Source organism: Nonomuraea sp. NPDC049152, from assembly GCF_040648355.1.
GTDB lineage: Bacteria > Actinomycetota > Actinomycetes > Streptosporangiales > Streptosporangiaceae > Nonomuraea.
Genome location: NZ_JBEZDO010000006.1, coordinates 219902 through 244043, shown reverse-complemented (window position 1 = coordinate 244043; position 24142 = coordinate 219902). Strand labels below are relative to the sequence as shown.

21 protein-coding genes and 1 pseudogene are annotated in these 24142 nt (G+C 71.6%); 13 read left to right on the top strand and 9 right to left on the bottom strand.

The window, feature by feature from the left end; all coding sequences use genetic code 11:
- Positions 1 to 23 precede the first annotated feature (23 nt).
- Positions 24 to 734 carry a class I SAM-dependent methyltransferase gene (locus AB0B45_RS14375; RefSeq protein ID WP_358129979.1) on the top strand — a complete coding sequence of 237 codons (711 nt, stop codon included), beginning with the start codon at positions 24 to 26 and terminating at the stop codon, positions 732 to 734.
- Positions 731 to 1879, top strand: a complete 1149-nt coding sequence (locus tag AB0B45_RS14370; protein ID WP_358129977.1) for an acyltransferase — start codon at positions 731 to 733, stop codon at positions 1877 to 1879. The genes AB0B45_RS14375 and AB0B45_RS14370 overlap by 4 nt, the downstream gene beginning before the upstream one ends.
- On the opposite strand, the gene AB0B45_RS14365 is transcribed toward AB0B45_RS14370, so the two are convergent.
- From AB0B45_RS14365 to AB0B45_RS14345, 5 genes are all read right to left on the bottom strand, one after another.
- Complete coding sequence (locus AB0B45_RS14365) at positions 1803 to 5858, bottom strand: alpha-(1->3)-arabinofuranosyltransferase family protein (protein WP_358129974.1); 4056 nt, start codon at positions 5856 to 5858, stop codon at positions 1803 to 1805. The two genes, AB0B45_RS14370 and AB0B45_RS14365, sit on opposite strands and share 77 nt — an antisense overlap.
- Positions 5855 to 6973 (bottom strand): glycosyltransferase family 4 protein, encoded by a 1119-nt coding sequence (locus AB0B45_RS14360; protein ID WP_358129971.1) that lies wholly within the window; start codon positions 6971 to 6973, stop codon positions 5855 to 5857. The genes AB0B45_RS14365 and AB0B45_RS14360 overlap by 4 nt, the downstream gene beginning before the upstream one ends.
- Positions 6970 to 7773, bottom strand: a complete 804-nt coding sequence (locus AB0B45_RS14355) for a glycosyltransferase (protein ID WP_358129968.1) — start codon at positions 7771 to 7773, stop codon at positions 6970 to 6972. Before AB0B45_RS14355 ends, AB0B45_RS14360 begins: the two co-directional genes overlap by 4 nt.
- A 9-nt stretch (positions 7774 to 7782) precedes the next feature.
- Positions 7783 to 7917, bottom strand: a complete 135-nt coding sequence (locus AB0B45_RS14350; RefSeq protein ID WP_358129965.1) for a hypothetical protein — start codon at positions 7915 to 7917, stop codon at positions 7783 to 7785.
- Positions 7918 to 8025: 108 nt separating this feature from the next.
- Positions 8026 to 9564: a hypothetical protein gene (locus AB0B45_RS14345; protein ID WP_358129963.1), complete on the bottom strand. Its 1539-nt coding sequence runs from the start codon at positions 9562 to 9564 to the stop codon at positions 8026 to 8028.
- Between the two features lie 120 nt (positions 9565 to 9684).
- Between AB0B45_RS14345 and AB0B45_RS14340 the strand changes: the two genes are divergently transcribed.
- The 6 genes from AB0B45_RS14340 to AB0B45_RS14315 all read left to right on the top strand — a co-directional run bounded on the left by AB0B45_RS14340 (position 9685) and on the right by AB0B45_RS14315 (position 15299).
- Positions 9685 to 11523 (top strand): hypothetical protein, encoded by a 1839-nt coding sequence (locus AB0B45_RS14340; protein ID WP_358129960.1) that lies wholly within the window; start codon positions 9685 to 9687, stop codon positions 11521 to 11523.
- A 282-nt stretch (positions 11524 to 11805) separates the two neighbouring features.
- Positions 11806 to 12240 (top strand): DUF6196 family protein, encoded by a 435-nt coding sequence (locus AB0B45_RS14335; RefSeq protein ID WP_358129957.1) that lies wholly within the window; start codon positions 11806 to 11808, stop codon positions 12238 to 12240.
- A 48-nt stretch (positions 12241 to 12288) separates the two neighbouring features.
- A complete protein-coding gene (locus AB0B45_RS14330; protein ID WP_358129954.1) occupies positions 12289 to 12867 on the top strand; it encodes a TetR family transcriptional regulator C-terminal domain-containing protein in 579 nt (192 codons plus the stop codon).
- Complete coding sequence (locus AB0B45_RS14325; RefSeq protein WP_358129951.1) at positions 12864 to 14030, top strand: FAD-dependent monooxygenase; 1167 nt, start codon at positions 12864 to 12866, stop codon at positions 14028 to 14030. Before AB0B45_RS14330 ends, AB0B45_RS14325 begins: the two co-directional genes overlap by 4 nt.
- Positions 14031 to 14032: 2 nt before the next feature.
- Positions 14033 to 14509, top strand: coding sequence for a nitroreductase family deazaflavin-dependent oxidoreductase (locus AB0B45_RS14320; protein ID WP_358130281.1), 477 nt, complete (start codon positions 14033 to 14035; stop codon positions 14507 to 14509).
- A 49-nt stretch (positions 14510 to 14558) separates the two neighbouring features.
- Positions 14559 to 15299 carry an FAD-dependent oxidoreductase gene (locus AB0B45_RS14315; RefSeq protein WP_358129948.1) on the top strand — a complete coding sequence of 247 codons (741 nt, stop codon included), beginning with the start codon at positions 14559 to 14561 and terminating at the stop codon, positions 15297 to 15299.
- Positions 15300 to 15321: 22 nt separating this feature from the next.
- Here AB0B45_RS14315 and AB0B45_RS14310 read toward each other — a convergent pair.
- Positions 15322 to 16443, bottom strand: a pseudogene (locus AB0B45_RS14310) (transposase); the annotation flags it as partial.
- Positions 16444 to 16618: 175 nt separating this feature from the next.
- On the opposite strand from AB0B45_RS14310, the gene AB0B45_RS14305 reads away from it, so the two are divergent.
- Genes AB0B45_RS14305 through pcaC form a run of 5 tightly spaced genes read left to right on the top strand, consistent with a single transcriptional unit; the run spans position 16619 to position 21427 of the window.
- Positions 16619 to 17764, top strand: a complete 1146-nt coding sequence (locus AB0B45_RS14305) for a thiolase family protein (RefSeq protein ID WP_358129945.1) — start codon at positions 16619 to 16621, stop codon at positions 17762 to 17764.
- Positions 17765 to 17774: 10 nt separating this feature from the next.
- Positions 17775 to 18515 carry a protocatechuate 3,4-dioxygenase subunit beta gene (gene pcaH / locus AB0B45_RS14300; RefSeq protein ID WP_358129942.1) on the top strand — a complete coding sequence of 247 codons (741 nt, stop codon included), beginning with the start codon at positions 17775 to 17777 and terminating at the stop codon, positions 18513 to 18515.
- The gene (gene pcaG, locus AB0B45_RS14295; protein ID WP_358129940.1) at positions 18512 to 19048 is read left to right on the top strand and encodes a protocatechuate 3,4-dioxygenase subunit alpha; all 537 of its coding nucleotides are present in this window, start codon (positions 18512 to 18514) and stop codon (positions 19046 to 19048) included. The genes pcaH and pcaG overlap by 4 nt, the downstream gene beginning before the upstream one ends.
- Complete coding sequence (gene pcaB, locus AB0B45_RS14290) at positions 19035 to 20327, top strand: 3-carboxy-cis,cis-muconate cycloisomerase (RefSeq protein WP_358129937.1); 1293 nt, start codon at positions 19035 to 19037, stop codon at positions 20325 to 20327. Before pcaG ends, pcaB begins: the two co-directional genes overlap by 14 nt.
- On the top strand, positions 20324 to 21427 hold the full coding sequence (gene pcaC / locus AB0B45_RS14285; RefSeq protein WP_358129934.1) for a 4-carboxymuconolactone decarboxylase: 1104 nt from the start codon (positions 20324 to 20326) through the stop codon (positions 21425 to 21427). Before pcaB ends, pcaC begins: the two co-directional genes overlap by 4 nt.
- Here the strand turns inward: pcaC and AB0B45_RS14280 are convergent.
- The 3 genes from AB0B45_RS14280 to AB0B45_RS14270 form a co-directional block, all read right to left on the bottom strand.
- Complete coding sequence (locus AB0B45_RS14280) at positions 21409 to 21987, bottom strand: TetR/AcrR family transcriptional regulator (RefSeq protein ID WP_358129931.1); 579 nt, start codon at positions 21985 to 21987, stop codon at positions 21409 to 21411. The genes pcaC and AB0B45_RS14280 overlap by 19 nt on opposite strands.
- 107 nt (positions 21988 to 22094) lie before the next feature.
- Positions 22095 to 23855: an ABC transporter substrate-binding protein gene (locus tag AB0B45_RS14275; protein WP_358129929.1), complete on the bottom strand. Its 1761-nt coding sequence runs from the start codon at positions 23853 to 23855 to the stop codon at positions 22095 to 22097.
- Positions 23856 to 23865: 10 nt separating this feature from the next.
- Positions 23866 to 24141, bottom strand: a complete 276-nt coding sequence (locus tag AB0B45_RS14270) for a DUF2160 family membrane protein (protein WP_358129926.1) — start codon at positions 24139 to 24141, stop codon at positions 23866 to 23868.
- Position 24142 lies beyond the last annotated feature (1 nt).

Genomic DNA, 24142 nt, shown 5'->3' with positions numbered 1-24142 from the left:
GTTCGCCTATGGAAGCGGAGAAAATGCCTATGCGTGCGGACCTGGCGCGGTCGATCAGGTTGTTCCGCGCGTTCCGGTCGGAGCAGGCCGACCAGCGGGCCTACTACACGACACTGGCCACCGACACGGCCGCGCAGCTCGGGGAGCACGTTGACCTCGACGGCAAGGTCGTGCTCGACGTGGGCGGCGGCCCAGGCTACTTCGCCACAGAGTTCCGCCGTCACGGCGCCCGGTGCGTCTGCGTCGATGTCAACGCGGGTGAACTGGCGGGCGGCGGGCTGCTGGGCAGCGCGCTCGAGCTGCCGTTCCTGGACGACGGCGTGGATGTGTGCTTCTCCTCCAACGTGCTCGAGCACGTGCCTGAGCCGTGGCGGATGGCCTCCGAGATGGTCAGGGTGACCAAGCCCGGCGGCCTGATCTTCCTGGCCTACACCAACTGGCTGTCGCCCTGGGGCGGGCATGAGACCTCGCCCTGGCACTACCTGGGCGGCGAACGAGCTGCACGGAAATATCACGACAAGAACGGCAAGCCGCCCAAGAACCGCTACGGCCAGAGCCTCTATCCGGTCTCGGTCGCCGCGGGCCTGCGCTGGGCGCGGACCAACCCCGAGGTCGAGCTGGTCGACGCGCTGCCGCGTTACCTGCCGTGGTGGTACCGCCCGATGCTGAAGATCCCGATCGTCAGGGAGTTCGCCACGTGGAACCTGGTGCTCGTGCTCAGGAAACGCAAGTGAAGAACAGGGACTCCGCCCTCGACGGCATCCGCGGGCTGGCCGCGCTCGGCGTGTGGCTGCTGCACGTGGGCGGCAACACCGGCGTGATCTACCGCGACGGCATGTTCGCCTGGATGGCGAGCCGGCTGGGCATCGCCGTACCGATCTTCTTTCTGCTGTCCGGGCTGCTGCTCTACCGGCCGTGGGCCAAGGCGGTCATCGAGGGCACCGAGGCGCCGAAGGCCGGGAGGTACCTGTGGCGGCGCGTGCTGCGGGTCATGCCCGCCTACTGGGTGGTCACGGCGTTCGCGCTGTGGGCGTGGAGCTCGCTCGACGTCTACGGCTGGGCGAAATCGCTGCTGCTGCTGCAGAACTACACCGAGCAGACCCGCGCACCCGACGGCCTGTACCAGATGTGGACGATGCCCATCGAGATGGCGTTCTACGTGGCGCTGCCCGTGCTCGCCTGGCTGCTCGGCCGCTGTGCGCGCGGCGGCAACCGGCCGGTCAGGCTGCTGGCGGGCATCGCCGTGCTGCCGGCGGTCTCGATCGCCACGGTCGTGCTGAGCCACGTCTACGACCAGCCACAACTGGCCCTGTGGCTGCCATACCACCTGATCTTCTTCGGCGCCGGCATGGCGATGGCGGTGGTGTCCGTCTGGATGAGGCAGTCGCAGGTGGTCGACGCGCTGGCCCCCCAGCTGCTGGTCCTGGCGGTGCTGCTCTACGCGGTGCTGAGCACCGAGCTGGCCGGGCCGCGCACGCTGGTGCTGCCGACCATGTCTCAGTCGCTGTGGCGGATGGTGCTGGAGGCGACGGTGGCCGTGCTGCTCGTCGCGCCGTTCGCGCTCGCGCCCCGGCACGACACGCCAAGGTACCGGGTGCTCGGCAACCCGGTCTCCGCCTACCTCGGCCGCATCTCCTACAGCGTGTTCCTCTGGCACGCCCCGGTAATCACGCTCTTCTACAAGGTCACCGGCAGTGCCCCGTTCGCGGGCAACTTCGCGCAGGTCGCCCTCTTCACCTTCGTCGGCACGATCCTGGTGAGCGCGGCCGGCTACCACCTCATCGAGGAAAGCGCGCAGCGGCTCAGCTGGCGCCGGTCAGCACCTGCTGCTCCGCTGCCTGAGGCTCCTGTGGCGCAGCCGGTCCCTCCGGGTCCGTGACCAGCTGCCCGAACAGCGCGCCCATCGCCGCGCAGGCGACCAACTGCGGCACCTGATCGGTCAGCCACCCGGCATCGAGCGCCCGCCCCACGGCCATGGACACCGCCGACGCGCCGAACAGCCAGGCGGCGGTCCACGGCGAGGCAAGCGCCCGTGCCCGCCGTATGCGTGCCCAGAGGACGATCACGATGGCGGCGAGCGTCGCGAGCATGCCAGGCCAACTCGCCGTCCAGCCGCCGAAGCCGAGCCCGAGCACGATCACGTACGGCACGCGCCACCGGGACAGGCGTGCGCCGTCGGCCGGCACGGCCTGCCGCACGTCATCGGGACGTGGGCCGCGCAGCATCAGGCTGAGCAGCCCGAGCAGGCCGATGCCGGCCAGTCCGAGGGCGAGCGCCAGCCAGTAGGGCCGGTCGGGCACGTACTCCAAGCGCACGGTGCCGGCCGTGCCCGCGGGCAGGTCCCAGCCCTGCTTCCAGCCGTCGAGGCGGACGGGGGTCAGCGTCCGCCCGTTCACGGTGGCCCGCCAGCCCTCGTTGAAGTTCTCGTTGACGACGAGGAAGGAGTCGTTGGGCGCGCTGACCTGCACCTCACGCGTGGACGCCGTCCAGGCGCCCGCCACGGCCGAGCCCGCCTCCTGCGGCAGTGTGGGTGGGAGCGCGCCGACCACGAGGTTCGAGACCGCGAACGGCTCCCACCCTGCGGCCCTGACCCGGTTGTTCCCCGCGGCGACGGGCGCCTTGGCGCAGCCGGTGAACCGGACGGGCCGCTGCTCGAGCAGATCGGCGTAGGTGCCGGTGACGCGGGTCTCGACGGTGGTGCCGTTCATGTGCAACCGTGGCCCCTGCCCGCAGGGCAGCCGAAACGGGATGCCCTCCGGGCGGCTCGCGGGGGCGATGCCGGGAATGATCAGCTCGGTGACCTGCAGCCGCCGCGACGCTGGAAAAAAGCGGATCTTGAGCGTGCGCGTGGTCATCGGCGCGAAGGTGAAGCGGCCGTCCGTCTCGACCCTGCTGCCTCGGGTCGCTCCCTTGTCGCCGGTCACGATCACGTCGAGCGGCTGCTTGTCGCCACCCGGCCGGGCGATCTGAATCTGGGACACGCGGTGCGGACGCTTCCAGTCGAGCGTGAGCGTGGGCTCGGGATCGCTCGGGGAGGCGATCCAGGTGGTGGAGGCGTCGGCGTCGAAGGCCGACCTGGGCGCGGCGACCGGGTCCTTCGCCACCTGGGATGAGCCGGTGACGGCCGGCAGGTCGCCGGTGAGCCGCGTGTAGCGGTCGACGAGCGCGGAGTCGCGCAGCACGGCCGATCCGCGCACCTCCGCCTTCTTGGCCGCCCCGGCGGTGAAGGTGCGGTCGAAGCTCGCGCCCTCCTCACCCGGCCTGGCCAGCAGCGGGTTGCAGATCCAGCGCGCCTGGTTGCGCATGCACTGCGGGCGCCCGTCCAGGCCACGGTCCATGACGTACGCGTCGCCGCGCTCGTCGGGGAGCTTGATCGTACGGCCAGGCAGAACCCCCGGGATGGTGATCTCGGTGATGCCGACCCGCTGGACGAAACTCCAGGTAGGGCTCACCGTCGCCACGATCTTGATGCGCACCCAGGTGGTGGCCCCGGCGGGCACGCGCAGCGACTGCGGCTCGTCCGTCTGCTGCACGTCCTGCACCAGCCGCCCGGCCTCGGTCTCCACGGCCACCCGCCGGGGCGACTGGCCGAGCAGCACGTTGTCGGTGAACGTCACCTTGAGCCCGGGGATCACGCGCGGGCTGGGCAGGTCGACGCGGAGCCACTCGCCTACCGGGCTGGTCCAGCCGCCGCTTTCCCAGTTCGTCTCGTAGTCGCCGTCGATGGCCGCCCAGGGGCTGCGGCCGGTGGCGCTGAGGCCGGGCACGGCGTCGGCGTCCGCGACGGAGGAGGAGGCGGTGACCGCGGAGACGCCGTCGTACTCGGCGGTGGCCGTATTGTCCAGCCAGCCGTCCTCGAGCAGGTCCAGGGCTCTGACGCCGGTGAAGTCCTCGCGCCTGTCCGCGGTCAAGGTCTGCGTCCAGTTGGATCTGAGCTCGCCGAAGTTCCTCTCGCGCAGCCGGAGCGCGTCGGTCACTACGGCCGGGGCCTCGCGCCGGCCTGCGTCGCCGTTCACCAGCACCGGCCCCTCGCCGAGCAGGCCGAGGTCGCCCATGGTGAGCAGGGAGTCGGGGCCGCCGGTGACCCGCAGCGCGTCGCCCGCCGACTGCACCCCGACCATCGGCGCGTTGCCCGTCACCTCGTAGAGCTCCAGGGCGGGGAAGGGCCAGTCCACCGAGTCGATCACGTCGTCGGTGAAGCCGTCGCCCACCTCGCCGCCAAACGACCGCAGCTTGGTGATGCCCGGCGACTCGCGCAGCGCCTCGTAGATCCGGGCCGGCCATGCGCCCTCCAGGTTCGCCCTGATGAGGTCGTTGCGGACGACCAGGTAGCGCACGCCCATCCTGCGCAGCACCTCGGTCAGCCCTTGCGAGCCGTGTCCCGCGGCGAGCCGCTGGTCGATCGCGTCGAGCAGCCGGCTCAGGCCGACCGAGCCTGCGGCGGTCACCTGCCGGGTGGTCCAGCGCGCGGTGAACATCGGCTGCATGGGGTCGTCCATCGGCCTGCCCCAGAGGTACTCGCCGAACTTGGCGCCCGGCACGACCAGCACGCCGTCGTCGCCGGCGTTCTCGTTCAGCCAGGTGGCCGCCTCGTGCCAGTAGGCCGGCACCTCCTTGAACTCGCCGGGCGCGGCCAGTCCCTGGTCGAAGGCGGGCAGCACGAGCGCGGCGAACGCCACCAGGGTCACCGAGCGCAGCGCCAGCCTGGGCCGGGGCAGGCGCACCGTGGTCAGCAGGTGGGCCAGCCCGAGCGCGAGCGGCAGCCGTACCAGGGGGTCGAACTTGCGCAGGTTGCGCAGCGGCGCGAGCGGGCCGTCGAGCAGCCATCGCACGGGCTCGGCCACGACCGGCTCAAGGGCGCTCATGTGCCCGGCCGTCATCGCGGCCGTGCCCACCAGGAACAGCACGATCAGGAAGCCCTTCGCGGGCAGGTCGCGGCGGGCCAGCCCGGCCAGGCAGAGCGCGGCGAGCGCGCCGGTGACCACGATCATCGCGGTGGCGGTGGCGATCGTGTAGCCCACCGGCTGGGTGGTCACGCCGTTCACCATCAGGTAGCGGACCCAGTCGGCGGCGCCGCGCAGCACGTTCGTCAGCGAGGTGACCTGCGTGGTGACCGAGGAGGTCTCGGTGTACGGCAGGAACGAGAACGCGTAGCGGCCGACCAGCAGCAGCGGCAGCCACCAGAACAGGGTGGCCACCGAGACCGCGGCCGCCCACCAGCCGAGCATCCGCCAACGGGGCACCGGCCGGGGCCGGGTGAGGATGTAGATCACCGGGGCGACCAGGACGGCGAGCACGGCGACCGCGTTCACCCCGCCGCACAGCGCCACGGCCAGCCCGGACCTGATGGCGGCCCTGGCCCGCTGGCCGGTCTCCAACGCGGTCAGCAGCGGGATCAGGATCCACGGCAGCATCGCCGCGGGCAGCCACTCGACGGAGATCTCACCGATGATCGACAGCGCGCGCGGCGCCAGGGCGTAGGCCAGTGCGCCGACGATCCTGGTGGCCGGCGTGCCGATGCCGAGCTGCCTGGCCAGCCGTTCCACACCGAGGAACGCCACGCAGAAGAGCAGCGTGAGCCAGAGCCGCTGGGTCACCCAGGGCGCCATGCCCACCACGTCGCCGAGCGCGAAGAACGGTCCCATCGGGAAGAGGTAGCCGGCCACCTGGTTCTGCAGCTGGCCGAAGTGCTGCAGGTCCCACAGCTGGGCGGCGCGCTCGAGGAAGCCGATCGGGTTCAGCGCGAGGTCGATCTTGGTGTCCGCGATGATGCTGCCCGGCCTGGTCGTGAACGACATCACGGCGAAGCCGAGAAAGCAGATCACCAGCCACAGCCGATGCCGTGCCCGCTCGCTCACCTTTCCTCCCAACCAGAGCTCACGGGCCGGCCGAGCAGCAGGCGGGCAAGCCGCTCGGCGCTGTGGTCCCAGTCGAACCCAGCAGCCCATTCCCGGCATCTTTCGCTATAGGTTTCGGTCAGCTCGTCCAGCGCGGCGGCGATGCCCTTGGCCAGCTCCGTGCCCTCGTGCAGCAGCCAGCCCGTCTCGCCGTGCCGTACCGCGTCGCGCAGCCCGTCCACGTCGAAGGCCACCGTGGGGACGCCCAGCGCGGCGGCCTCGAGCACGCACAGCCCCCAGCCCTCCCCCTGCGAGGCGTTCACCTGGAGCCAGGCCGAGGCGATCAGCCGCTCCTTCTCCTCCACCCGCAGGTAGCCGTGCATGGTGACGCCCGCGGGCTGCCTGGCCCGCAGCCGCTCCTCCTCCGGCCCCCTGCCGATGATGTCCACGGTCAGGTCGGGCCACCGCTCGCGCAGGTCGCCGACCGCGTCGAGCAGCAAGTCGACCCGCTTGTGCGTGACCAGCCTGCCCACGCAGACCAGCCGGGGCGACGGGCTGCGCGGCTCCCGTGGCCGCGTGGCGAGCGAGACGCCGTTGGGCACGATGTGGATCGCACCGGTCCAGCCGAGCCGCTCCCGCATCGCCAGCACGGTCGACGGCGAGACGGCCACGCTGGCGCACCGGCGGTAGGTCCACCGGGAGACCGGCCCTTCGAGGAAGCGCCCGAGCACGGCCAGCCAGTGCGGCAGGTGCACGTCGAACTGCCGGTCGTGCACATGGTGCACGACACAGAAGACCCCGGTACGGCGGGGCAGCACCCACGGCGTGAAGAACGGGATGCCGTTCTGGCAGTCGAGCACCACGTCGAAGCGGCCGCGCCTGCGCAGCAGCCACCACAGCACCCGGGCGTAGACGGAGAACGTCCCGCCCATGCGCGCGAGCCGTACCCCGTCGATGGTCTCTGCCCGTCTCTGCCCCGGCGCCCGCGCGGTGACGAAGCGTACGCGAGCGCCGGCAGAGGCGAACCTGGTGGCCATCTCCCAGGCGTACGTCTCCGCGCCGCCGGCGGCGGGATGCCATGGATCACGCCAGTTGACGACGGCGATACGCAGGCCTGACAGTTCCGCAGGGATCACGGGTATCCGATGGGGTTGAGCAGCGGGTCCCAGGCCGGCTCCGCGCCCGCGCGCGACTCCGCCCGCAGCCGTATCCAGATCCTGCCGAGCTCCAGCAGGATGCCGGCGCCGTGCCTGGCCAGCGAGAAGCGCGAGCCGGGCACGTCCCGCCACTGGACGGGGATCTCCAGCACCGCCGCGCCCAGCCCCACGCAGCGGGCGAGCAGCTCGACGTCGAAGGCGAACCCCGGCGTGCGCAGCCCGGCCACTGCCTGCCTGGCGAGCGCGCCGTCGAAGAACTTGAAGCCGCACTGCGTGTCGCTCACCCCGCGCACGATCATCCTGGCCAGCGCGCGGAACCCGACGGCGCCCAGCTCGCGCGCGGTGCTGTGCCGGTTCTCCACGTCGGAGCAGGCGTGCGCACGTGAGCCGATGACCACCTGCTCACCGGCGATCAGCAGGCCGACGGCCACGTTCAGGGCGTCGAGGCCGGTCGCCATGTCCGCGTCGCAGAACCCGACCAGCGACGCCTTGGTCGCGAGCAATCCCGCTCGCACCGCGGCCCCCTTGCCTGGGGTGGCGCAGTGGATGAGCCGGACCGGGACCGCGCCCTGCGGCCAGGCGCAGACGATTTCGGATGTGAAGTCCGTGCTGTTGTTGTCAACGACGATGACGGCGGTCGGGAACGGCATGCGGGCAAGCTTCGCGCACAGCTGCAGGAGGCCCCCGGGGAGTCGCCCTTCCTCGTTGAACGCAGGAATGACGATCTCAAGCAGTGGTGTTCGGCTCGTCCTCTCGTCCCCTTGGGGGGAGGGCGGCATGGCAGCCGGCTACCGGTCGCCGTAGTTGTAGAGCGGCTTGTTGACGGGCGTGGCAGTGGCGCCGGTGAGGGAGACGGTGGTGACCGTCGCAACCAGCGCGGCCACGGCGACGCCTATGATCGCGGCCAAGAGGATCTTGATCACGGGGGGCTCCTCCTCGGGCGGATGTGGGGGGCGTCACAAAGCTAGAACCAATTCTTGCTACTCGGAAGTAGCTACACGAAATCTTAATAAATCCACTGATCGGGTGACTTACTGTGACGCAACCGGCCCCACCGGACCCTCGAATCGGTACAGCCGCAGCTCGGGCCGGTCAAGAAGGAGGCGGGCAGCACCCAGTCGGACGGCGAAACGGGCCCACTCCTCCGGGGTTCCGGCGTCGACGACGACGAACCGAAACCCCGCTGTAGCAAGGCTTTCGGAAGACCTTTCTAGTACGCGTTCTACTTGTTCCGCGCGGGGATCTTCCGCGGCGACCACCATCGAGCCGACCCGCACGGAGTCGTCGGCGACCACCTCCCGGCCCGGCGTGGCGAAGAACCGCTGCGCGGGATCGAGCACCGCGCGCCCCCCGTTCCAGGAGAACCTGCGATACGACTCGAACGGCAGCACCAGCACGTCCCCCGGCTCCCGGTCCTGCTGGATGATCGCCCGCGCCTCCGTCCAGCCCCTCGGGTACGGCACGGCGTCCAGCGCGCCCCACGTCAGCGTCGGCAGCGCGGCCAGCGGCGCCACCACCATGAGTCCCGCCCATCTCGCCGTGACCCTGGCGGTCAGCTGACCGAGGCCGACGGCGACGAGCAGCGCGAGCGGCGCGACGAACTGCTGCGCGTCACGCAGGACGGCGAACCCGCCCCAGACCCCGACCAACCACCTGAGCAGGTCGCGCCCCGGCTGGAACGCCCCGAGGCAGGCGATCACGAACCCGGCGACGGCCGCGACCCCCAGCCCCCTCCTCAACGCCACCCCCTCTCTCGCCGCGTCGGAGGGCGGCGTGGCGAGACAGAATCCGGCGATGCCCGCCAAGGCCAAGGAGAGCCTGGCCACCGCGCCCAGCCAGGTGTCGTAGCCCGCCGGGACCGCGTTGGCGTTCCATACCCCGCCAAGAGACAGCAGGCTCCCCACGACCCCGAACGGCCCGTCCGCTCTGGCGGCGAACGCGTCCACTCCCACCGGATCACCGGCGAGCACCCTCGGCCGCACCACCGCGAGTATCAGCCACGGCAGGCTGAACAGCAGGACAAGCGCCCCCGCGCGCACCCACCTGCGGCACCGCGCGGCGACGGGCAGGACCGTCAGCGCGGAGATCGACATCGCGGCGAAGCCCCCCACGGCGGCGGGCACCAGAGCGAGCGCGAGGCGCCGGCCGCAGGCGGCACGCACCACCCACGGCAGGCCCGCGTATCCGAGCAGCAGCGCCCACTGCCCCATCAGCAGGCGCTCGGCGACGTACGGGTTCCAGACGTAGCAGGCGCCCGCCACCAGGCGCGGCACCACCGACTCCGACGGCACGAGGCGGGCCGCGCCGGAGCAGCCCAGCACGAAGATCGCCAGCAGGATCGCTTTCTGCACCAGCTCGGCGGGAAGCACCTGCGCCAGCGCGGTGACGACCGCGTCGCTCGGCACCACCCGCGGCGCCCCACCCGACAACCCGAACATGAACCTGGAGAACGCCGGGTCCGGCACGAACACCATGTCCTGCACCAGCACGAAACCCCAGCCCAGGGCCGGCCCGAGCGCGAGCGCACCGAGCGCGAGCCCGAGCAGTGCGGGAAGCAGCGAGCGGTGCATCCCGATATGACACCACAACCAGACCACCGGTCCCGACCGGGCACTTCGCGGTGCGGGGTTGGCCGCCGCGCGGCGCGTGGTTAATGTTCGCTTGGATCAAGGGGGCGCGCAGTGGCGGCGGTGACCGAGAAGAGCGTGGTGGCCGAGTGGAGACATTGGCTCCGCGGCGACGTCGTGGTGGGCGCCGCGCTGGCGATGATCGCCGCTCAGCTCGTCTGGAAGTTCGACCTGGTCCGGCGGACATACTTCAGGCAGGACGACTTCACGTTCATCGCCAGGGGCCTGGACAACGACCTGACCTGGGACTACCTGATGCGGGTCGACTACGGCCACCTGATGCCGGGCCCGTTCGCGATCCAGTGGGCGATGGGACGGCTGGGCGTCTACAACGACGTGCTGGCCCACGTGATCGTCATCGGGCTCCAGGGCGCGGCGGGCCTGGCTCTGCTGCGGTTCCTCCGACTGCTGTTCGGCTCGCGGCCCGCGATCCTGGTGCCGCTCGGGTTCTACCTGATCACGCCGATGACGATCTCGGCGTTGTCGTGGTGGGCGGTGGCCATCGAGATGCTGCCGTTCCAGATAGCGCTGCCGATGGCGTTGAGTTCGCACGTCCTGTTCGTCAGGACCGGCCGCTACCGGCACGCCGTGGCCGCCGCGGCCTGGGCGGTGTTCGCGATGACCTTCTACGTGAAGGCGCCGTTCATCCTGGTGCTCGCTTTCGTGCTCACCGCGTGGCTGGGGTTCCGCAGACAGCAGTGGCGGGCCTGGCTACTCTACGCGGGCGTCCTCGCCGCCTACTCGGCGATCTTCTTCCGTCAGCTGTTCACCTCCGTGCAGCTGACCAACGACACCGTGCGGCCGACGCTGCCCGACGCCGCGCTCGCGGCGCGCTTCGCCTGGAACCTGCTGTCCGGCTCGCTGGTGCCGACCTCACTCGGCGGCCCGTGGCGATGGCAGCCCATCGGCGACGACTACGCGATCGCCGCCCCGCTGGGGGCGCTGGTCTGGGTCGGCGTGGCAGTGGCGGCCGTGGTGGTGCTGGTCTCCGCGTTCTACCGGCGGCGAGCCTGGCTGGCGTGGCTGACCCTCCTGGCCTACGTCGCGCTGGCCGACGTCGTGCCCGTGATGATCGGCCGGATCCAGCAGATGGGACCCGACCTCGGCGGCTTCGAGTTGCGCTACGTCGCCCCCAGCGCGTGCGTGCTCGCCATCGTCATCGGGCTGGCGTTCATCCCCCTGGCCGGCGAGGAGCGGCCATGGCGGCGGCGCCCGCCGACGCTCGCCAAGGTCGCGGCCGCGGCGCTGGCGTGCGCGTTCGTGGCCGGCTCCGTCTGGTCGGTCGCCGCCTACGCGCGAAGGCCACTCGGCGAGCCCGCGAAAAGCTACATCGAGACCGCCAGGCTGGCGCTGAAGCGGGCGCCGGGCGACGCGGTCATCCTCGACCGGCACGTGCCCGCCAAGGTGGTCTACCCGATCTTCTTCTACGACTACGCGCTCGCCTCGCGCGTGCTCGGCCCGATCGCGCCGCAGGGAACGGCCTGGGCGAGACGGCTGAACGGACCGGTACGAAACGTGCTGGCCTTCGACGACAATGGCCGGCTGCGCCCGGTGAACATCGAGGGCCTGACGATCCCGCGGCCGACCGCGTGCCGGAAGGTCGGAGCCGGGGAAGTGCGCTTACGCCTTCCGCTGTCGCTGCCGAAGGGCGAGTGGACCGTGCAGGTGGGATACCTGAACCCCGCCCCTGCGCGCCTCGCCGTACGCCTTGGGAGCGCCGAGGTCCACGTCGAGGCGGGCAAGGACTTCGGCTGGACGTTCGCCACCGTCGTCGGCGAGGCCACTGAGCTCGGCATCCGCGCGCTCGGCGGGAGCAGCGCGTGTGTGGGCGAGATCAAGGTGGGCGTGCCGATGCCCGCGAAGAACGGCACGCCCGTTCCGCTTCAGCCGGTCGATCCCTAGCCGGCGAGCGGGCCTTCCACGGCAAGGTGCTGCGCTTCGACGAGCTGCCCGGGTCGACGCCGTCCTTCCGGCCCGGCGGGCCGCCCATCTGGCTGGACGGCGCGAGCCCTTCGGCGCTGGAGCGCAGGGGGCGGCTCTACGACGGCTCCGACGCTCGGCACCCAGCTCGAGCAACTGGAGCTGCTGGCGGGGATCACCCCCTTCTCGTAAGGCAGGAACAACCACCGGGGTCCGGGGCTTGACGCAGGGGAGAGCGCACGAACCGATGAGGAGGGACCGCCGATGGTCAGTGTCAGCATGGAGACGCCCGAGCAGACCGAGGAGCGCCTGCGCGGGGTGATCGCCCAGGCCGAGCTCGTCGTGCACGACGGCGTCTGGTTCTTCGAGGAGTCCCCCGCCGACCAGCCGCCTCCGCTCACCGGCGACACGCTGGCCGTGGTCCGCGACGAGGACAGCTGGAGCCGCCTGGTCCCGCTCACCGGCGAGGGCGAAGGCGTCGAGCGGTTCGGGATCTTCTCCTTCCATTTCCCCGCCGAGGTGGACAACAGCGGGTTCGTGGGCTGGCTGGCCAGCCATCTCAAGGCGAGCCTGGGGACGGGGGTGTTCGTCATCTGCGGGAGCAACAAGGCCCGTGGCGGCATCTACGACTACTGGGGCTGCCCCGCCGAACTGCTGGATCAGGCGGTCGCTGTCGTCAAGGGGCTGCGCACGGGCTGAGGCGGGTGCTAACTTGGTCGAGTGACTAATTTAGTCGATCGACCAAGTATGGACAGAGGAGAGCAGCGGCGGGAGCGGCTGATAGAGGCCGGGCTTGCTCTGCTGAGCGAGAGCGGCTGGCCCGCCGTCACCACCCGAGCGGTGGCCGAGCGCGCCGACACGAACCTGGGGCTGATCCATTACCACTTCGGCGGCCTGAAGGAACTCCATGTCGCGATCGCGCGGCGGGCCGGCGAGATGGTGATCGAGCCGCTGCTGGCCCAGCTCCTCGCCACGACCGACGAGCGCGCGGGCGTCGAGAGCCTGCGCAGCCTGCTGCCGGTGGCGGCAGGGGACGACCACATCACCCGCCTGTCGGTGGAGCTGGTGGCGGGGGCGTTGCGCACCCCGGAGATCGGCGAGGTCCTGCGCGATCAGCTCCGCGTCGCGCGCGGCCGCATCGCCGAGTGGCTGCGCGCTCTGCACCCTCAGTGGCCCCCGAGCCGGTGCCTGGGCGCGGCCACACTGATCACCGCCCTGCTGGACGGGCTGGTGCTGCACCGGCTGCTCGATCCCGAGCTGCCCGCACGGGAGGCGGTGGCGGCCCTGACCGATCTCGTCGACCAGCTCGAAGGAGGGGCGGAATGAGGATCCTGATCTCCGGTGGCGGCGTGGCGGGACTGACCCTGGCGTACTGGCTGCACCACCGCGGATTCACACCCGTGGTCGTCGAGCGGTCACCCGAAGGGCAGGTCGGCGGTTACGGCATCGACTTCTTCGGCACCGGCTACGACATCGCCGAGCGCATGGGCCTGGTCCAGCGGCTGGAGCAGGGCAGGATCCCCGCCGACTCCGTCGCCTTCGTCAACGAGGCGGGACGGGTGCGGGCCCGGCTGGAGCGCCGGCTCGTGGAGGAGGTCGTCGAGGGTCCCTCGCTGCCCGTCATGCACGGCACCCTCGAGCAGGCGCTGGCCGGCACGGTCAACGGCAACGTGGAGATCCGCCACCAGCAGACGATCACCGAGGTACGGCAGAGCGACGACGGCGTCGCCGTCACGTTCGCCGACGGCCGCGAGGAGGACTTCGACCTGCTGATCGGCGCCGACGGCGTGCACTCCGCCACCAGGCGGCTGGTCTTCGGGCCCGAGCGCGACTACGCGCGCCACCTCGGCTACCACCTGGCCTGCTTCCCGCTGCCCGACGACCACGAGCTGGGCCCGACCAGATTCCACTACACCAGCCAGGGCCGCCAGGTGGTGGTCTACCGCACCGACCGGCCCGGCGAGATGATCGCGCTGTTCCTCTACAAGGCGCGCGACGAGGGCGTCATCCCGCGTGCGGCCAGGCTCGCCAGGCTGAGGAAGGAGTTCGCGGGGATGGGGTGGATCACCCCCCGGCTCCTTGACGGCGCTCCCGCCGACGCGTCCATCTTCATGGACAGCATGACGCAGATCGTCATGCCCGGCTGGCACCACGGCAGAGTCGCCCTCGTCGGCGACGCCTGCGGCTGCATGACGCTGGTGTCGGCCCAGGGCGTCTCGATGGCGATGGGCGGCGCCTACCTGCTCGCAAAGGCGCTGCACCGGCACCTCGGCGACCACCGCGCGGCCTTCGCCGAGTACGAGCGGCGGATGCTGCCCGAGGTGGCCCACCGCCAGCGCAACGCCCGCGCGGTCGCCCGCACGCTGATCCCTTCGACCAGGCTCGGGACGAGCACGCAAAACCTGGTCATGCGACTGCTGGCGCGCAAGGTCTTCGCCCCCGTCCTGCGCCGCCGGTTCGGCGCGGGCAGCATCCTTGCCGCGGGGTGAGCATGGAGGTCATCGCCACACCGCCGCCGCCGTCCGGCATCCGCCGGCTGCTGTTCAGGGTGCCCGTCCACCTCTACCGCCTCCGCCTGGGGTGGCTGCTGGCCGGGCGGTTCATGCTCCTGACCCACACCGGCCGGATCTCCGGCAGACCGCGCCAGGTCGTCATCGAGGCGATCGCCCACGATCCCCGCGACGGCGGCTACGTCGGTCCTTCGGGGTACGGCAGGCGCTCCGACTGGTTCCGCAACATCCTGGCCACGCCGGAGGTCACCGTCCAGGTGGGCAGCCGCGCCATGCCCATGACCGCGCGCCCGCTCGGCCCTGAGGAGGGCGCCGAGCTGATGGCGGCCTACGCCAGGCGTTCCCCGAGGGTGGCCAGGCGGCTCACCCGGTTCATGGGCTTCCTGGTCGACGGCTCCGAGGCGGATTTCAGGGAGGTCGGCCGCCGCATCGTCTTCGTCCGCTTCACTCCGCGCTGATGCGCGCCACGCCGCCCCTGCCCCGTTCGCGTCTGGCACCGTGGGCGGTATGAGGAGCGCGGAGGTCGTGATCATCGGGGGCGGCTGTGTCGGGACGAGTACGGCGCACCACCTGATCGCAAGGGGGTGCAAGGACGTCGTCCTGCTGGAAGCCGAGACCCTGGGCGCGGGGTCGACGAGCAAGGCGGCTGGTGGGATCCGGCTGCAGCACGCCGACGAGCTCAACGCCCGCATGGTCCAGCGCTCGCTGGCCGAGTTCCTGCGCTTCGAGGAGCTCACCGGCGTGCCGATCGGCTTCAAGCAGGTCGGCTACCTGTTCCTGCTGTCGTCCGAAGAGGATGTGGACGCCTTCCGGCGTGCCGTGACGGCTCAGCGGGCCCTCGGCATTCCCAGCGAGGTCGTCGACCTCGACACCGTCCGGCGCCTGGTTCCCCAGGTGGAGACCGGCGATCTGGCCGGGGCGACGTTCTGCCCCAGCGAGGGGTACGCCACCCCCGAGGCCGTGGTGCAGGGCTACGCGAAGTCCGCCCGTCGGGGCGGCGCCACCGTCCAGGTGGGGTGCCGCGTCACGTCGAATCGCTCCTGCCTTCGTCGGCGACCGTCCTCGTCGATGTGGCGTGCGGCACCGACAGCGTCACCGCTGGCCGTGCTGCCCGGCCAGGAGCGGCCGCGCCCTGACCCTGTCCACCCGGTGATCAAGCTCGCGACACTTCCGCTCACCGGAAGCGGGCGCGTGCGGCCTGGAGGCGCGGCCCCTAGCGTCGAGGCTTTGACATCCTCCCCCTCGTGAACGAGGGGGATTCCAACAGCAACTACCCCACCAGGAGGAGGTCGCGTTGAGGTTCACGGTTCACCGGCTCGCCCAACGGCGGGCCTCCCCGTGCAGCCACCGCATGCCCCGCGGCGGTATCGCGTATGTTCTTGGCCGCGTTCACGTCGGCGTGCGCCTGGTGTCCGCACGCGGCGCAGGCGAATCGAGATTGGCTCTCCCTCGACTCGGCCGCGCGATGCCCGCAGGCGTTGCAGGTCTGCGACGTGTGACGCGGGTTGACCTTGACCACCCTGCCGGGTGCCTTGTGCTCCAGCCGCTGGACGAGCCGGCCCCACCCGCCTGCGAGGATGCCGCGGTTCAGGCCCGCCTTCTGGCGGACGTTCCGGCCGGGCGCTTCGTTGGTGCCCTTCGCCGAGCGGGTCAGGTTCCGGATGCTGAGGTCTTCGACGGCGATCACGTCGAAGCGCCGGGCCAGATCCGTCGTGGTCTTCTCGACCCAGTCCTTACGACGATCACACCCTCGCGCCTTCAGCTTCGCGATCGCGGCCTTGACCTTCCCGCGCCGGTTGGAGCCGCGCTGAGCCCGCGCGAGTTTACGCAGCAGCCGCCCCTTCTCCCGCTCGCGCAGGGTAGGCGCGTTCAGCAGTTCGCCGGTCGACAACGCCGCCGACACCGCCACGCCACGGTCAACACCCGCCACCTCGCCCGTGCCCGGTCCGGTGAGCGGCTGTGGAACGGCGGCGAAGGCGACATGCCACCGGCCCGCCCGATCGCGGCTGATCCGATAGGACTTGGTTCCGTCGGGCACGGCACACGTCCAGCGGAACCGCACCCACCCCACCTTGGGAACCTTCACCTCGCCCACGTGGCGCGACAGGCGGCGCACGTCACCCGCTTTGACCGCGGTGATCCGGAACCCTTCATGCCGTCCGGCCTTGCGCCACGTCGGCCGCCGGTGCGTCTTGGCGAAGAAGTTCGCCATGGCCTGGGCGAAGTCGCGCAACGCCTGCTGCTGGACGGTCACCGACCCTGCGGCGAGCCATGGATTGTCCGCTCGCGCCTCGGTCAGCTGGCGGCACTGCTCGGCAAACGCCGGCGCCCCCTTACGGCCCGGCTTCCAATGCGCGTGCTGCTCAACAGCCAGATTCCACACGAACCGGGCATGCCCGCAATGCCCAGCAACGCCGCCTCCTGGGCAGGCGTCGGCTGGAGACGGTAGCGGGACATGCCGATCAACCTACCGACCATCACCGACAAAACCAGGAGACCAGAGTGCCCCACCGTTCCGTGTTTCGTTCCTGCCCTGAAGGATGGGGCCTCGACGCTGGAGGTAGCCGGTGAACGAGGTCTACGTCGTGGACGCGGTCCGCACGCCCATCGGCAAGTACGGCGGCGCGCTGTCGGGCGTCCGCCCCGACGATCTGGCGGCGCACGTCGTCAAGGAGCTGCTGGCCCGCTCCCCCGCCCTCGACCCGGCCGCGATCGCCGACGTCGTGTTCGGCAACGCCAACGGCGCGGGAGAGGACAACCGCAACGTCGCCCGCATGGCCGTCCTGCTGGCGGGGCTGCCGGTCACCGTGCCGGGCGCGACGGTGAACCGGCTGTGCGGTTCGGGCATGGAGGCGGTGATCCAGGGGTACCGCGCCATCGCGCTCGGCGAGGCCTCCGTGGTGGTCGCGGGCGGGGTCGAGTCGATGAGCCGCGCCCCCTGGGTGCTGCCCAAGCCGTCGCGGGCCTTCCCCGCGGGCAACCAGGAGCTGGTCTCCACCACCCTCGGCTGGCGGCTGGTCAACCCGCGCATGGCGCCCGAGTGGACGGTCCCGCTCGGCGAGGGCGCCGAGCTGATCGCCGACAAGCACGGCGTCAGCAGGGAAGCGCAGGACGCCTACGCCCTGGCCAGCCACGTGAAGGCGGCCAAGGCCGACTTCACCGCTGAGATCGTCGCCGTCGGCGAGGTGGTGCGGGACGAGTCGATCCGCGACGACACCTCGATGGAGGCGCTGGCCGGGTTGAAGCCCGCCTTCAGGCAGGGCGGGACGGTCACGGCGGGCAACTCCTCGCCGCTCAACGACGGGGCGGCCGCCCTGCTGCTGTGCGATCGGGAGGGGCTGGCGCGCATCGGGCGCGAGCCGCTGGCCAGGATCACCGCGAGCGCGGTCAGCGCCATCGAGCCGCAGTACTTCGGCCTGGGGCCGGTCGAGGCGATCAGGAAGGCGCTGCGGGGCCGCGAGCCGTCCGTCGTCGAGCTGAACGAGGCGTTCGCCGCCCAGGTACTCGGCTGCCTGGCCGAGCTGCCCGAGTTGGACCCCGAGATCGTCAACCCGCGCGGCGGCGCCATCGCCGTCGGGCACCCGCTGGGCGCCTCGGGCGCGAGGATCACCGGCGCGGTCGCCCACCAGCTGGCCGCCCGGGGCGCGGGCGTCGGTGTCGCGGCGCTGTGCATCGGCGTCGGCCAGGGCCTGGCCGTCGTACTGGAACGCTGAGGAGCCCCCTATGACGCAAGAGCGGATCTCCGCGGAGATCGCCGACCTGCACGAGGCGTATCTCAAGGAGGGCGTCGAGCGGCACCACTCGGCGCGCGACTTCGCCCCCTACCGCAGCAGCGCCCTGCGCCACCCGCACCAGCCGCTGGTCGTGGTCGACGATCCCGACGCCGCCGAACTGGCGGGCCCCGTCTTCGGCGTGACGGACGTGACGGCGCTGGACGCCGACCTGACCCGTCAGCACCTTGGCGAGCCGCTGGGTGAGCGCATCACGATCACGGGGCGGGTGCTGGACAGGTCGGGCCGTCCCGTGCGCGGCCAGCTGGTCGAGGTGTGGCAGGCCAACGCCTCTGGCCGGTACGCCCACCAGCGCGACGACCATCCGGCCCCGCTCGACCCCAACTTCACGGGGGTGGGCCGCTGCCTGACCGACGACGAGGGCCGCTACTCCTTCACCACGGTCAAGCCCGGCGCCTATCCGTGGCGCAACCACCTCAACGCGTGGCGGCCCGCGCACATCCACTTCTCGCTGTTCGGCACGGCGTTCGCGCAGCGGCTGATCACGCAGATGTACTTTCCCGACGATCCGCTGTTCCCCTACGACCCGATCTTCAACTCGGTGCTGGACGAGCGGGCCCGCCGGCGGCTGATCGCCGCCTACGAGCACGACCTGTCGGTGCCCGAGTGGTCGCTCGGCTACCGGTGGGACATCGTGCTGGACGGCCCCTCTGCCACCTGGACGGAGTCATGACGCAGCCCACGCCTTCGCAGACCGTCGGCCCTTTCTACGGCTACGCGCTGCCGTTCGCCGGCGGCGGTGACGTCGCGACCGGCGGCATCGTCGTCCACGGTCACGTCTACGACGGCGCGGGCGAACCCGTGCCCGACGCGCTGCTGGAGTTCTGGCAGGCCGATCCCGCAGGGGGGTTGAGCGGCGCGCCCGGAACGCTGCGCCGCGACCCCGTCACCGGCCGGATCATCGGCAGGCACGGGCTGGACTTCACCGGGTTCGGCAGGGTCGCCACCGACGCCGACGGCCACTGGATACTGCGCACGCTCGCGCCGGGCCTGCCGTACATCTCGGTGTGCGTCTTCGCGCGCGGGCTCGGCCACCACCTGTACACCCGCGCCTACCTGCGCTTCGACGAGTCGGACCGGCTGCTGGCCGGGCTGAGCCCCGAGCGGAGGGCGACGCTGCTGGCGCGGGAGGAGCGGCAGGGCGTGTACGTGTTCGACGTGCGCCTGCAGGGCGCGCGGGAGACGGTGTTCCTTGACTTCGGCTGATCTGGGGCTGCTGTCGGCGGGGCGCGCGGGCTCGGCCGCCGAGGCGGCGACGGGTGACGCGGCGCTCCTGCAGGCGCTGCTGGACGCCGAGGCCGCGCTCGCCCGCGCGTGGGCCGCGGTCGTGCCCGCAGTCCCGTCAGGCGCGGCGCGCGCGGTGTCGGAGGCGGCCCGCGCCGACCGCTTCGATCTGGCCTCGCTCGTCCTGCGCGCCCGCGAGGGCGGCAACCCGGTGATCCCGCTGGTCGCCGACCTGAGGTCCGCAGTGGGCGCGCCGGCCGCGCCCTACGTGCACCTCGGCGCGACCAGCCAGGACATCATGGACACCGCGCTGATGCTCGTCGCGCAGCGCGCGCTCGGGCCCGTGCTCGCCGACCTCGGCCGTACGGCTGCCGCGCTCGCCGCACTGGCCGCCGAGCACCGCGCCACGCCGATGCCCGGCCGCACGCTGACGCAGCACGCGGTGCCGACGACGTTCGGGCTGAAGGCGGCGGGGTGGCGGGCGCTGACCTTGGACGCCCTCGACCGCCTCGCCGCCGTGCGAGCCGCGCTGCCCGCCCAGCTCGGCGGCGCGGCGGGGACGCTGGCCGCCTTCCACGCCCACGCGCTTGCGCTCTCCCCCTCCTCGCCGCCCGCGCCGGACGTCGGGCTCACGCTGGCCGGGGCCTTCGCGAGGGAGGTGGGGCTGGCCGAGCCCGCGCTGCCGTGGCACGTGCTGCGCACGCCGGTCGCCGACCTGGGCGGCGCGCTCGCCTTCACCGCGGGGGCGCTCGGCAAGCTCGCCGCCGACGTGCTGGTCCTGTCCCGCACCGAGCTCGGCGAGGTGTCGGAGGGCGCGGGAGGAGGCTCCTCGGCCATGCCGCACAAGAGCAACCCGGTGCGCGCCACCTGGATCGCCGCCGCGGCCCGCCAGGCGCCGTCGCTCGCCGCCATCCTGTACGGCTCGCTCGCCGCCGAGGACGAACGGCCCGCGGGCGCCTGGCACGCCGAGTGGCAGCCGTTGCGCGAGCTCCTGAGAGTCGCCGGCGGCGCCGCGCGGGACGCGGCCGACCTGGCCGAGGGCCTGCGCGTCCACCCGGAGCGGATGCGCGCCGATCTCGACGCGACAGGTGGCCTGATCGTCTCCGAACGCGTCGCCGCCGTCATGGGCAGGGAGCCGGCCGAGTCCAAGGACCTGCGGCAGGTGGCGGACGCCGACCTGCTCGACCCCACGACCTACCTGGGCTCGGCGCCCGAGCTCGTCGACAGGGCGCTGCGCCGTACCGCGATGGAGACCCCTTGATCCTCCCGCACCACCTGCTCGACGGCCCCGCCGGCGGGCAGCCGATCATCCTCGGCCCCTCGCTCGGCACGTCGCTGCGCGTGTGGGAGCCGCAGGTGACCGCCCTCGCCCGCCGCCACCGGGTCCTGCGCTACGACCTGCCGGGTCACGGCGGGTCCGCGCCCGCTCCCGTGGACGGCGTCGCGGGCCTGGCCGGCCTCGTGCTGCGGCTGGCCGACCACCACGGCTGGGACCGCTTCCACTACGCGGGGATCTCGCTCGGCGGCGCGATCGGCGCGCACCTCGCCCTCCACCACCCCGCCAGGGTCACGACGCTGACGCTCGTCTGCTCCTCGGCCAGGTTCGGCGAGCCCGCCGGCTGGCGGGAGAGGGCCGCCCTGGTACGGGCGCACGGCACCGCTCCCCTGTTGGAGGGCGCGGCCGCCCGCTGGTTCGCGGGCGAGCCCTTCCCCGCGCTCCTCGACGACCTGGCCGCGGTCGACCCCGAGTCCTACGCGGCCTGCTGCGACGCGCTGGCCGGCTACGACCTGCGGGCCGACCTGCCGGGGATCGGCGCGCCGACCCTGGTCGTCGCGGGGCGCGCCGACCCCGCGACCCCGCCCGTCCACGCGAGGGAGCTGGCCGACGGCCTGCCCGACGCCACGCTGGTCGAGCTGCCGCGCGCCGCCCACCTCGCCAACCTCGACAGGCCCGAGCACGTCACCGCCGCGCTCGAGGCGCATCTGGGCAGGGCGAACGGCATGGAGGTACGGCGGGCCGTGCTCGGCGACGAGCACGTCGACCGGGCGATCGCCCGCACCACCCCGTTCACCCGCGACTTCCAGGACCTCATCACCCGTTACGCGTGGGGCGAGATCTGGACCAGGCCGGGGCTCGACCTGCGCACCCGCAGCTGCGTCACGCTCACCGCCCTCGTGGCGCGCGGCCACACCGAGGAGCTGGCGATGCACGTGCGCGGCGCGCTGCGCAACGGGCTGACCCCGGACGAGATCGGCGAGGTGCTGCTGCAGAGCGCCGTCTACTGCGGCGTTCCCGCGGCCAACGCCGCCTTCGCCGTCGCCCAGCGGGTCCTTCAGGAGCTTCAGGAGGAGGGCCTGTAGCCCACCTGCCTGAGCACCGCGTCGAAGTAGGCCTTGATGTCGGCCATGCTGTCGGTGTCGGGACGCGAACCAAGGTGCTGCAGGATCGAGCCGTTGAGCACCTGCTGGAGGATGCCGAGATCGGTGTCGCGCGGCAACTGCCCGCTGTCGAGTGCGGCGGCCAGCGTGGCGTGCTCGGCCGCCGCCCGCCGCAGGCCGTTCTGGTCGCGGTAGGCCTTGAGCAGCTCGGGGTAGTCGTCGGCCGCGCCGTACAGGCGGCGCAGCATCCTGCGGTTGCGCGGATCGCTCAGGTAGCGCGCCCAGTCGGTCAGCATCGCGTCGACGCTCGGCCAGTCGATCGCGCCGGGCTCGTGGTCCTGGTGCACCGACTCGATCGCCTGGACCAGGAGCGCGGTCTTGTCGGCGAACCTGCGGTAGACCGTGGCCCTGGTCACGCCCGCCCGCTGGGCGACCTGCTCGATGCTGGTCTGGCTCGCGCCGTACTCGATGAGCAGGTCGAGCGCGGCGGCGAGGATGGCCGCGTCGACCTCCTGGCTGCGCGGCCTTCCCGGTGCTCTCACCACTCGTCCGCCCCCGACTACTCGCTGGTAGCCGACAGGGTAGCGCGGTCCGGGCGGCTTCGATGCCTGCCGTAGCCCGCTCGGGGGCTACGGCAGGCGATCCGGCGTCAGTCGGCGTTCTTCCACTGGGCGAGCAGCTTGTCGTAGTCGAGCGTCTCCGGCTTGCCCCGCTCGTCGGCGAGCTTCGGCGCGGGCGCGCCCGGCTGGTCGAGCCAGTACTGGGCGTCCCTCTCCTGGTTCAGTTTGGGCGCGCAGGCGCCGCCGTACCCTCGCCGCTCCAGCCTCGACAGGATGTCGTCCTGCTGTTTGGCCAGGTTGTCCATCGACTGCTGGGCGGTCGTCTCGCCGGTGACGGCGGTGGCGACGTTCTGCCACCACAGCTGGGCCAGCTTCGGGTAGTCGGGCACGTTCGTACCGGTCGGCGTCCACTGCTCGCGGGCGGGCGAGCGGTAGAACTCGATCAGCCCGCCGTACTTGGCGGCGTTGTCGGTGAAGTAGTCGCTCCTGATGTCGGAGTCGCGGATGAAGGTGAGGCCGGTGATGGACTTCTTCAGCGAGACCGTCTTCGAGGTGACGAACTGGGCGTACAGCCAGGCCGCCGCCCGCCGTTCCTGGGGCGTGTTCTTCAGCAGGGTCCATGCCCCGGCGTCCTGGTAGCCCAGCTTGTTGCCGTCCTTCCAGTACGCGCCGTGCGGGCTGGGCGCCATCCGCCACTTCGGCGTCCCGTCGGCGTTGACGACGGGCAGGCCCGGCTTGGTCAGGTCGGCGGTGAACGCCGTGTACCAGAAGACCTGCTGGGCGATGGCGCCCTGCGCGGGCACGGGGCCCGATTCGCTGAAGTTCATGCCCGCCGCCTCCTTCGGCGCGTACTTCTTCAGCCAGTCCACGTATTTGTTCAGCGCGTAGACGGCCGCGGGGCCGTTGGTGTCGCCGCCACGGGTCACCGACGAGCCGACGGGCCTGCAGTTCTCCACCCTGATGCCCCAGTCGTCCACCGGCAGGCCGTTGGGGATGCCGGGGTCGCCGTTGCCCGCCATCGACAGCCACGAGTCGGTGAAGCGCCAGCCGAGCGACGGGTCCTTCCTGCCGTAGTCCATGTGGCCGTAGACCTTCTTGCCGTCGATGGTGCCGTCGCCGTTCACCTTGTTGGTGAAGAAGTCGGCGATGTCCTCGTAGGCGGCCCAGTTGACGGGGACGCCAAGGTCGTAACCGTAGGCGTCCTTGAACTGCTTCTTGATCTTCTCGTCGGTGAACCAGTCGTAGCGGAACCAGTAGAGGTTGGCGAACTGCTGGTCGGGCAGCTGGTACAGCTTCTTGTCCGGCCCGGTGGTGAAGCTGATGCCGATGAAGTCCTGCAGGTCGAGCGTGGGCGAGGTGACGGCCTTGCCCTCCTCGGCCATGTAGTCCGACAGCGGGAAGACGTAGTCGCCGCGCGAGTGGGTGCCGATGAGGTCGGAGTCGTTGACGTAGGCGTCGTAGATGTTCTGGTTGCCCTGGATCTGGGTCTGAAGCTTCTCTACGACGTCGCCCTCCTGGATCAGGTCGTGCTTGAGCTTGATCCCGGTGATCTCGGTGAAGGCCTTGGCGAGCTTCTGCGACTCGTACTCGTGGGTGGTGATCGTCTCGGAGACGACGTTGATCTCCATCCCCCTGTACGGCGCGGCCGCCTTGACGAACCAGTCCATCTCGGCCAGCTGCTGGTCTCGGGAGAGCGTGCTGGGGGTGAACTCCTCGCTGACCCATCGGCGGGCCGCGGCTCTGCCGTCCTCCTCCCTGAAGTCGCTCGCGCTCCCACCTCCCCCGCCGGTGCTGCAGCCCGCCACCAGCAGGATGAGTACCGCACCCACCCGGTTGAGCGTTGACGACATCGTCCCTCCTTCATCCCCAGATGCCGATGACCAGCGCCACCAGCAGCGCGCAGCCCAATGCCAGCCACATGGACAGGTCGGTGACGGCGATCCACCCGGCCAGCACGACGGCCGCGCTGATCAGGCCGATGTACAGCCGGTCGCCCCTGTCGGTATCGATGCGCAGGAATCCCCGGCGCGCCACGGGTGGCGAGAGCCTGGCCCACACCGCCATCCCGCACAGCAGCAGGCCGAGCCCGACGAACACCAGGGCTGTGGGCGGGGTCCACACCATCCACTCGAGCATG

Bases quoted from the DNA above. Each gene is read 5' to 3' on its own strand.
- AB0B45_RS14375 (WP_358129979.1), top strand. From the start codon at position 24: ATGCCTATGCGTGCGGACCTGGCGCGGTCGATCAGGTTGTTCCGCGCG.
- AB0B45_RS14355 (WP_358129968.1), bottom strand. From the start codon at position 7,773: ATGCCGCCCTCCCCCCAAGGGGACGAGAGGACGAGCCGAACACCACTG.
- AB0B45_RS14345 (WP_358129963.1), bottom strand. From the start codon at position 9,564: ATGCACCGCTCGCTGCTTCCCGCACTGCTCGGGCTCGCGCTCGGTGCG.
- AB0B45_RS14335 (WP_358129957.1), top strand. From the start codon at position 11,806: ATGGTCAGTGTCAGCATGGAGACGCCCGAGCAGACCGAGGAGCGCCTG.
- AB0B45_RS14330 (WP_358129954.1), top strand. From the start codon at position 12,289: ATGGACAGAGGAGAGCAGCGGCGGGAGCGGCTGATAGAGGCCGGGCTT.
- AB0B45_RS14325 (WP_358129951.1), top strand. From the start codon at position 12,864: ATGAGGATCCTGATCTCCGGTGGCGGCGTGGCGGGACTGACCCTGGCG.
- AB0B45_RS14320 (WP_358130281.1), top strand. From the start codon at position 14,033: ATGGAGGTCATCGCCACACCGCCGCCGCCGTCCGGCATCCGCCGGCTG.
- AB0B45_RS14315 (WP_358129948.1), top strand. From the start codon at position 14,559: ATGAGGAGCGCGGAGGTCGTGATCATCGGGGGCGGCTGTGTCGGGACG.
- pcaH (WP_358129942.1), top strand. From the start codon at position 17,775: ATGACGCAAGAGCGGATCTCCGCGGAGATCGCCGACCTGCACGAGGCG.
- pcaG (WP_358129940.1), top strand. From the start codon at position 18,512: ATGACGCAGCCCACGCCTTCGCAGACCGTCGGCCCTTTCTACGGCTAC.
- AB0B45_RS14275 (WP_358129929.1), bottom strand. From the start codon at position 23,855: ATGTCGTCAACGCTCAACCGGGTGGGTGCGGTACTCATCCTGCTGGTG.
- AB0B45_RS14270 (WP_358129926.1), bottom strand. From the start codon at position 24,141: ATGCTCGAGTGGATGGTGTGGACCCCGCCCACAGCCCTGGTGTTCGTC.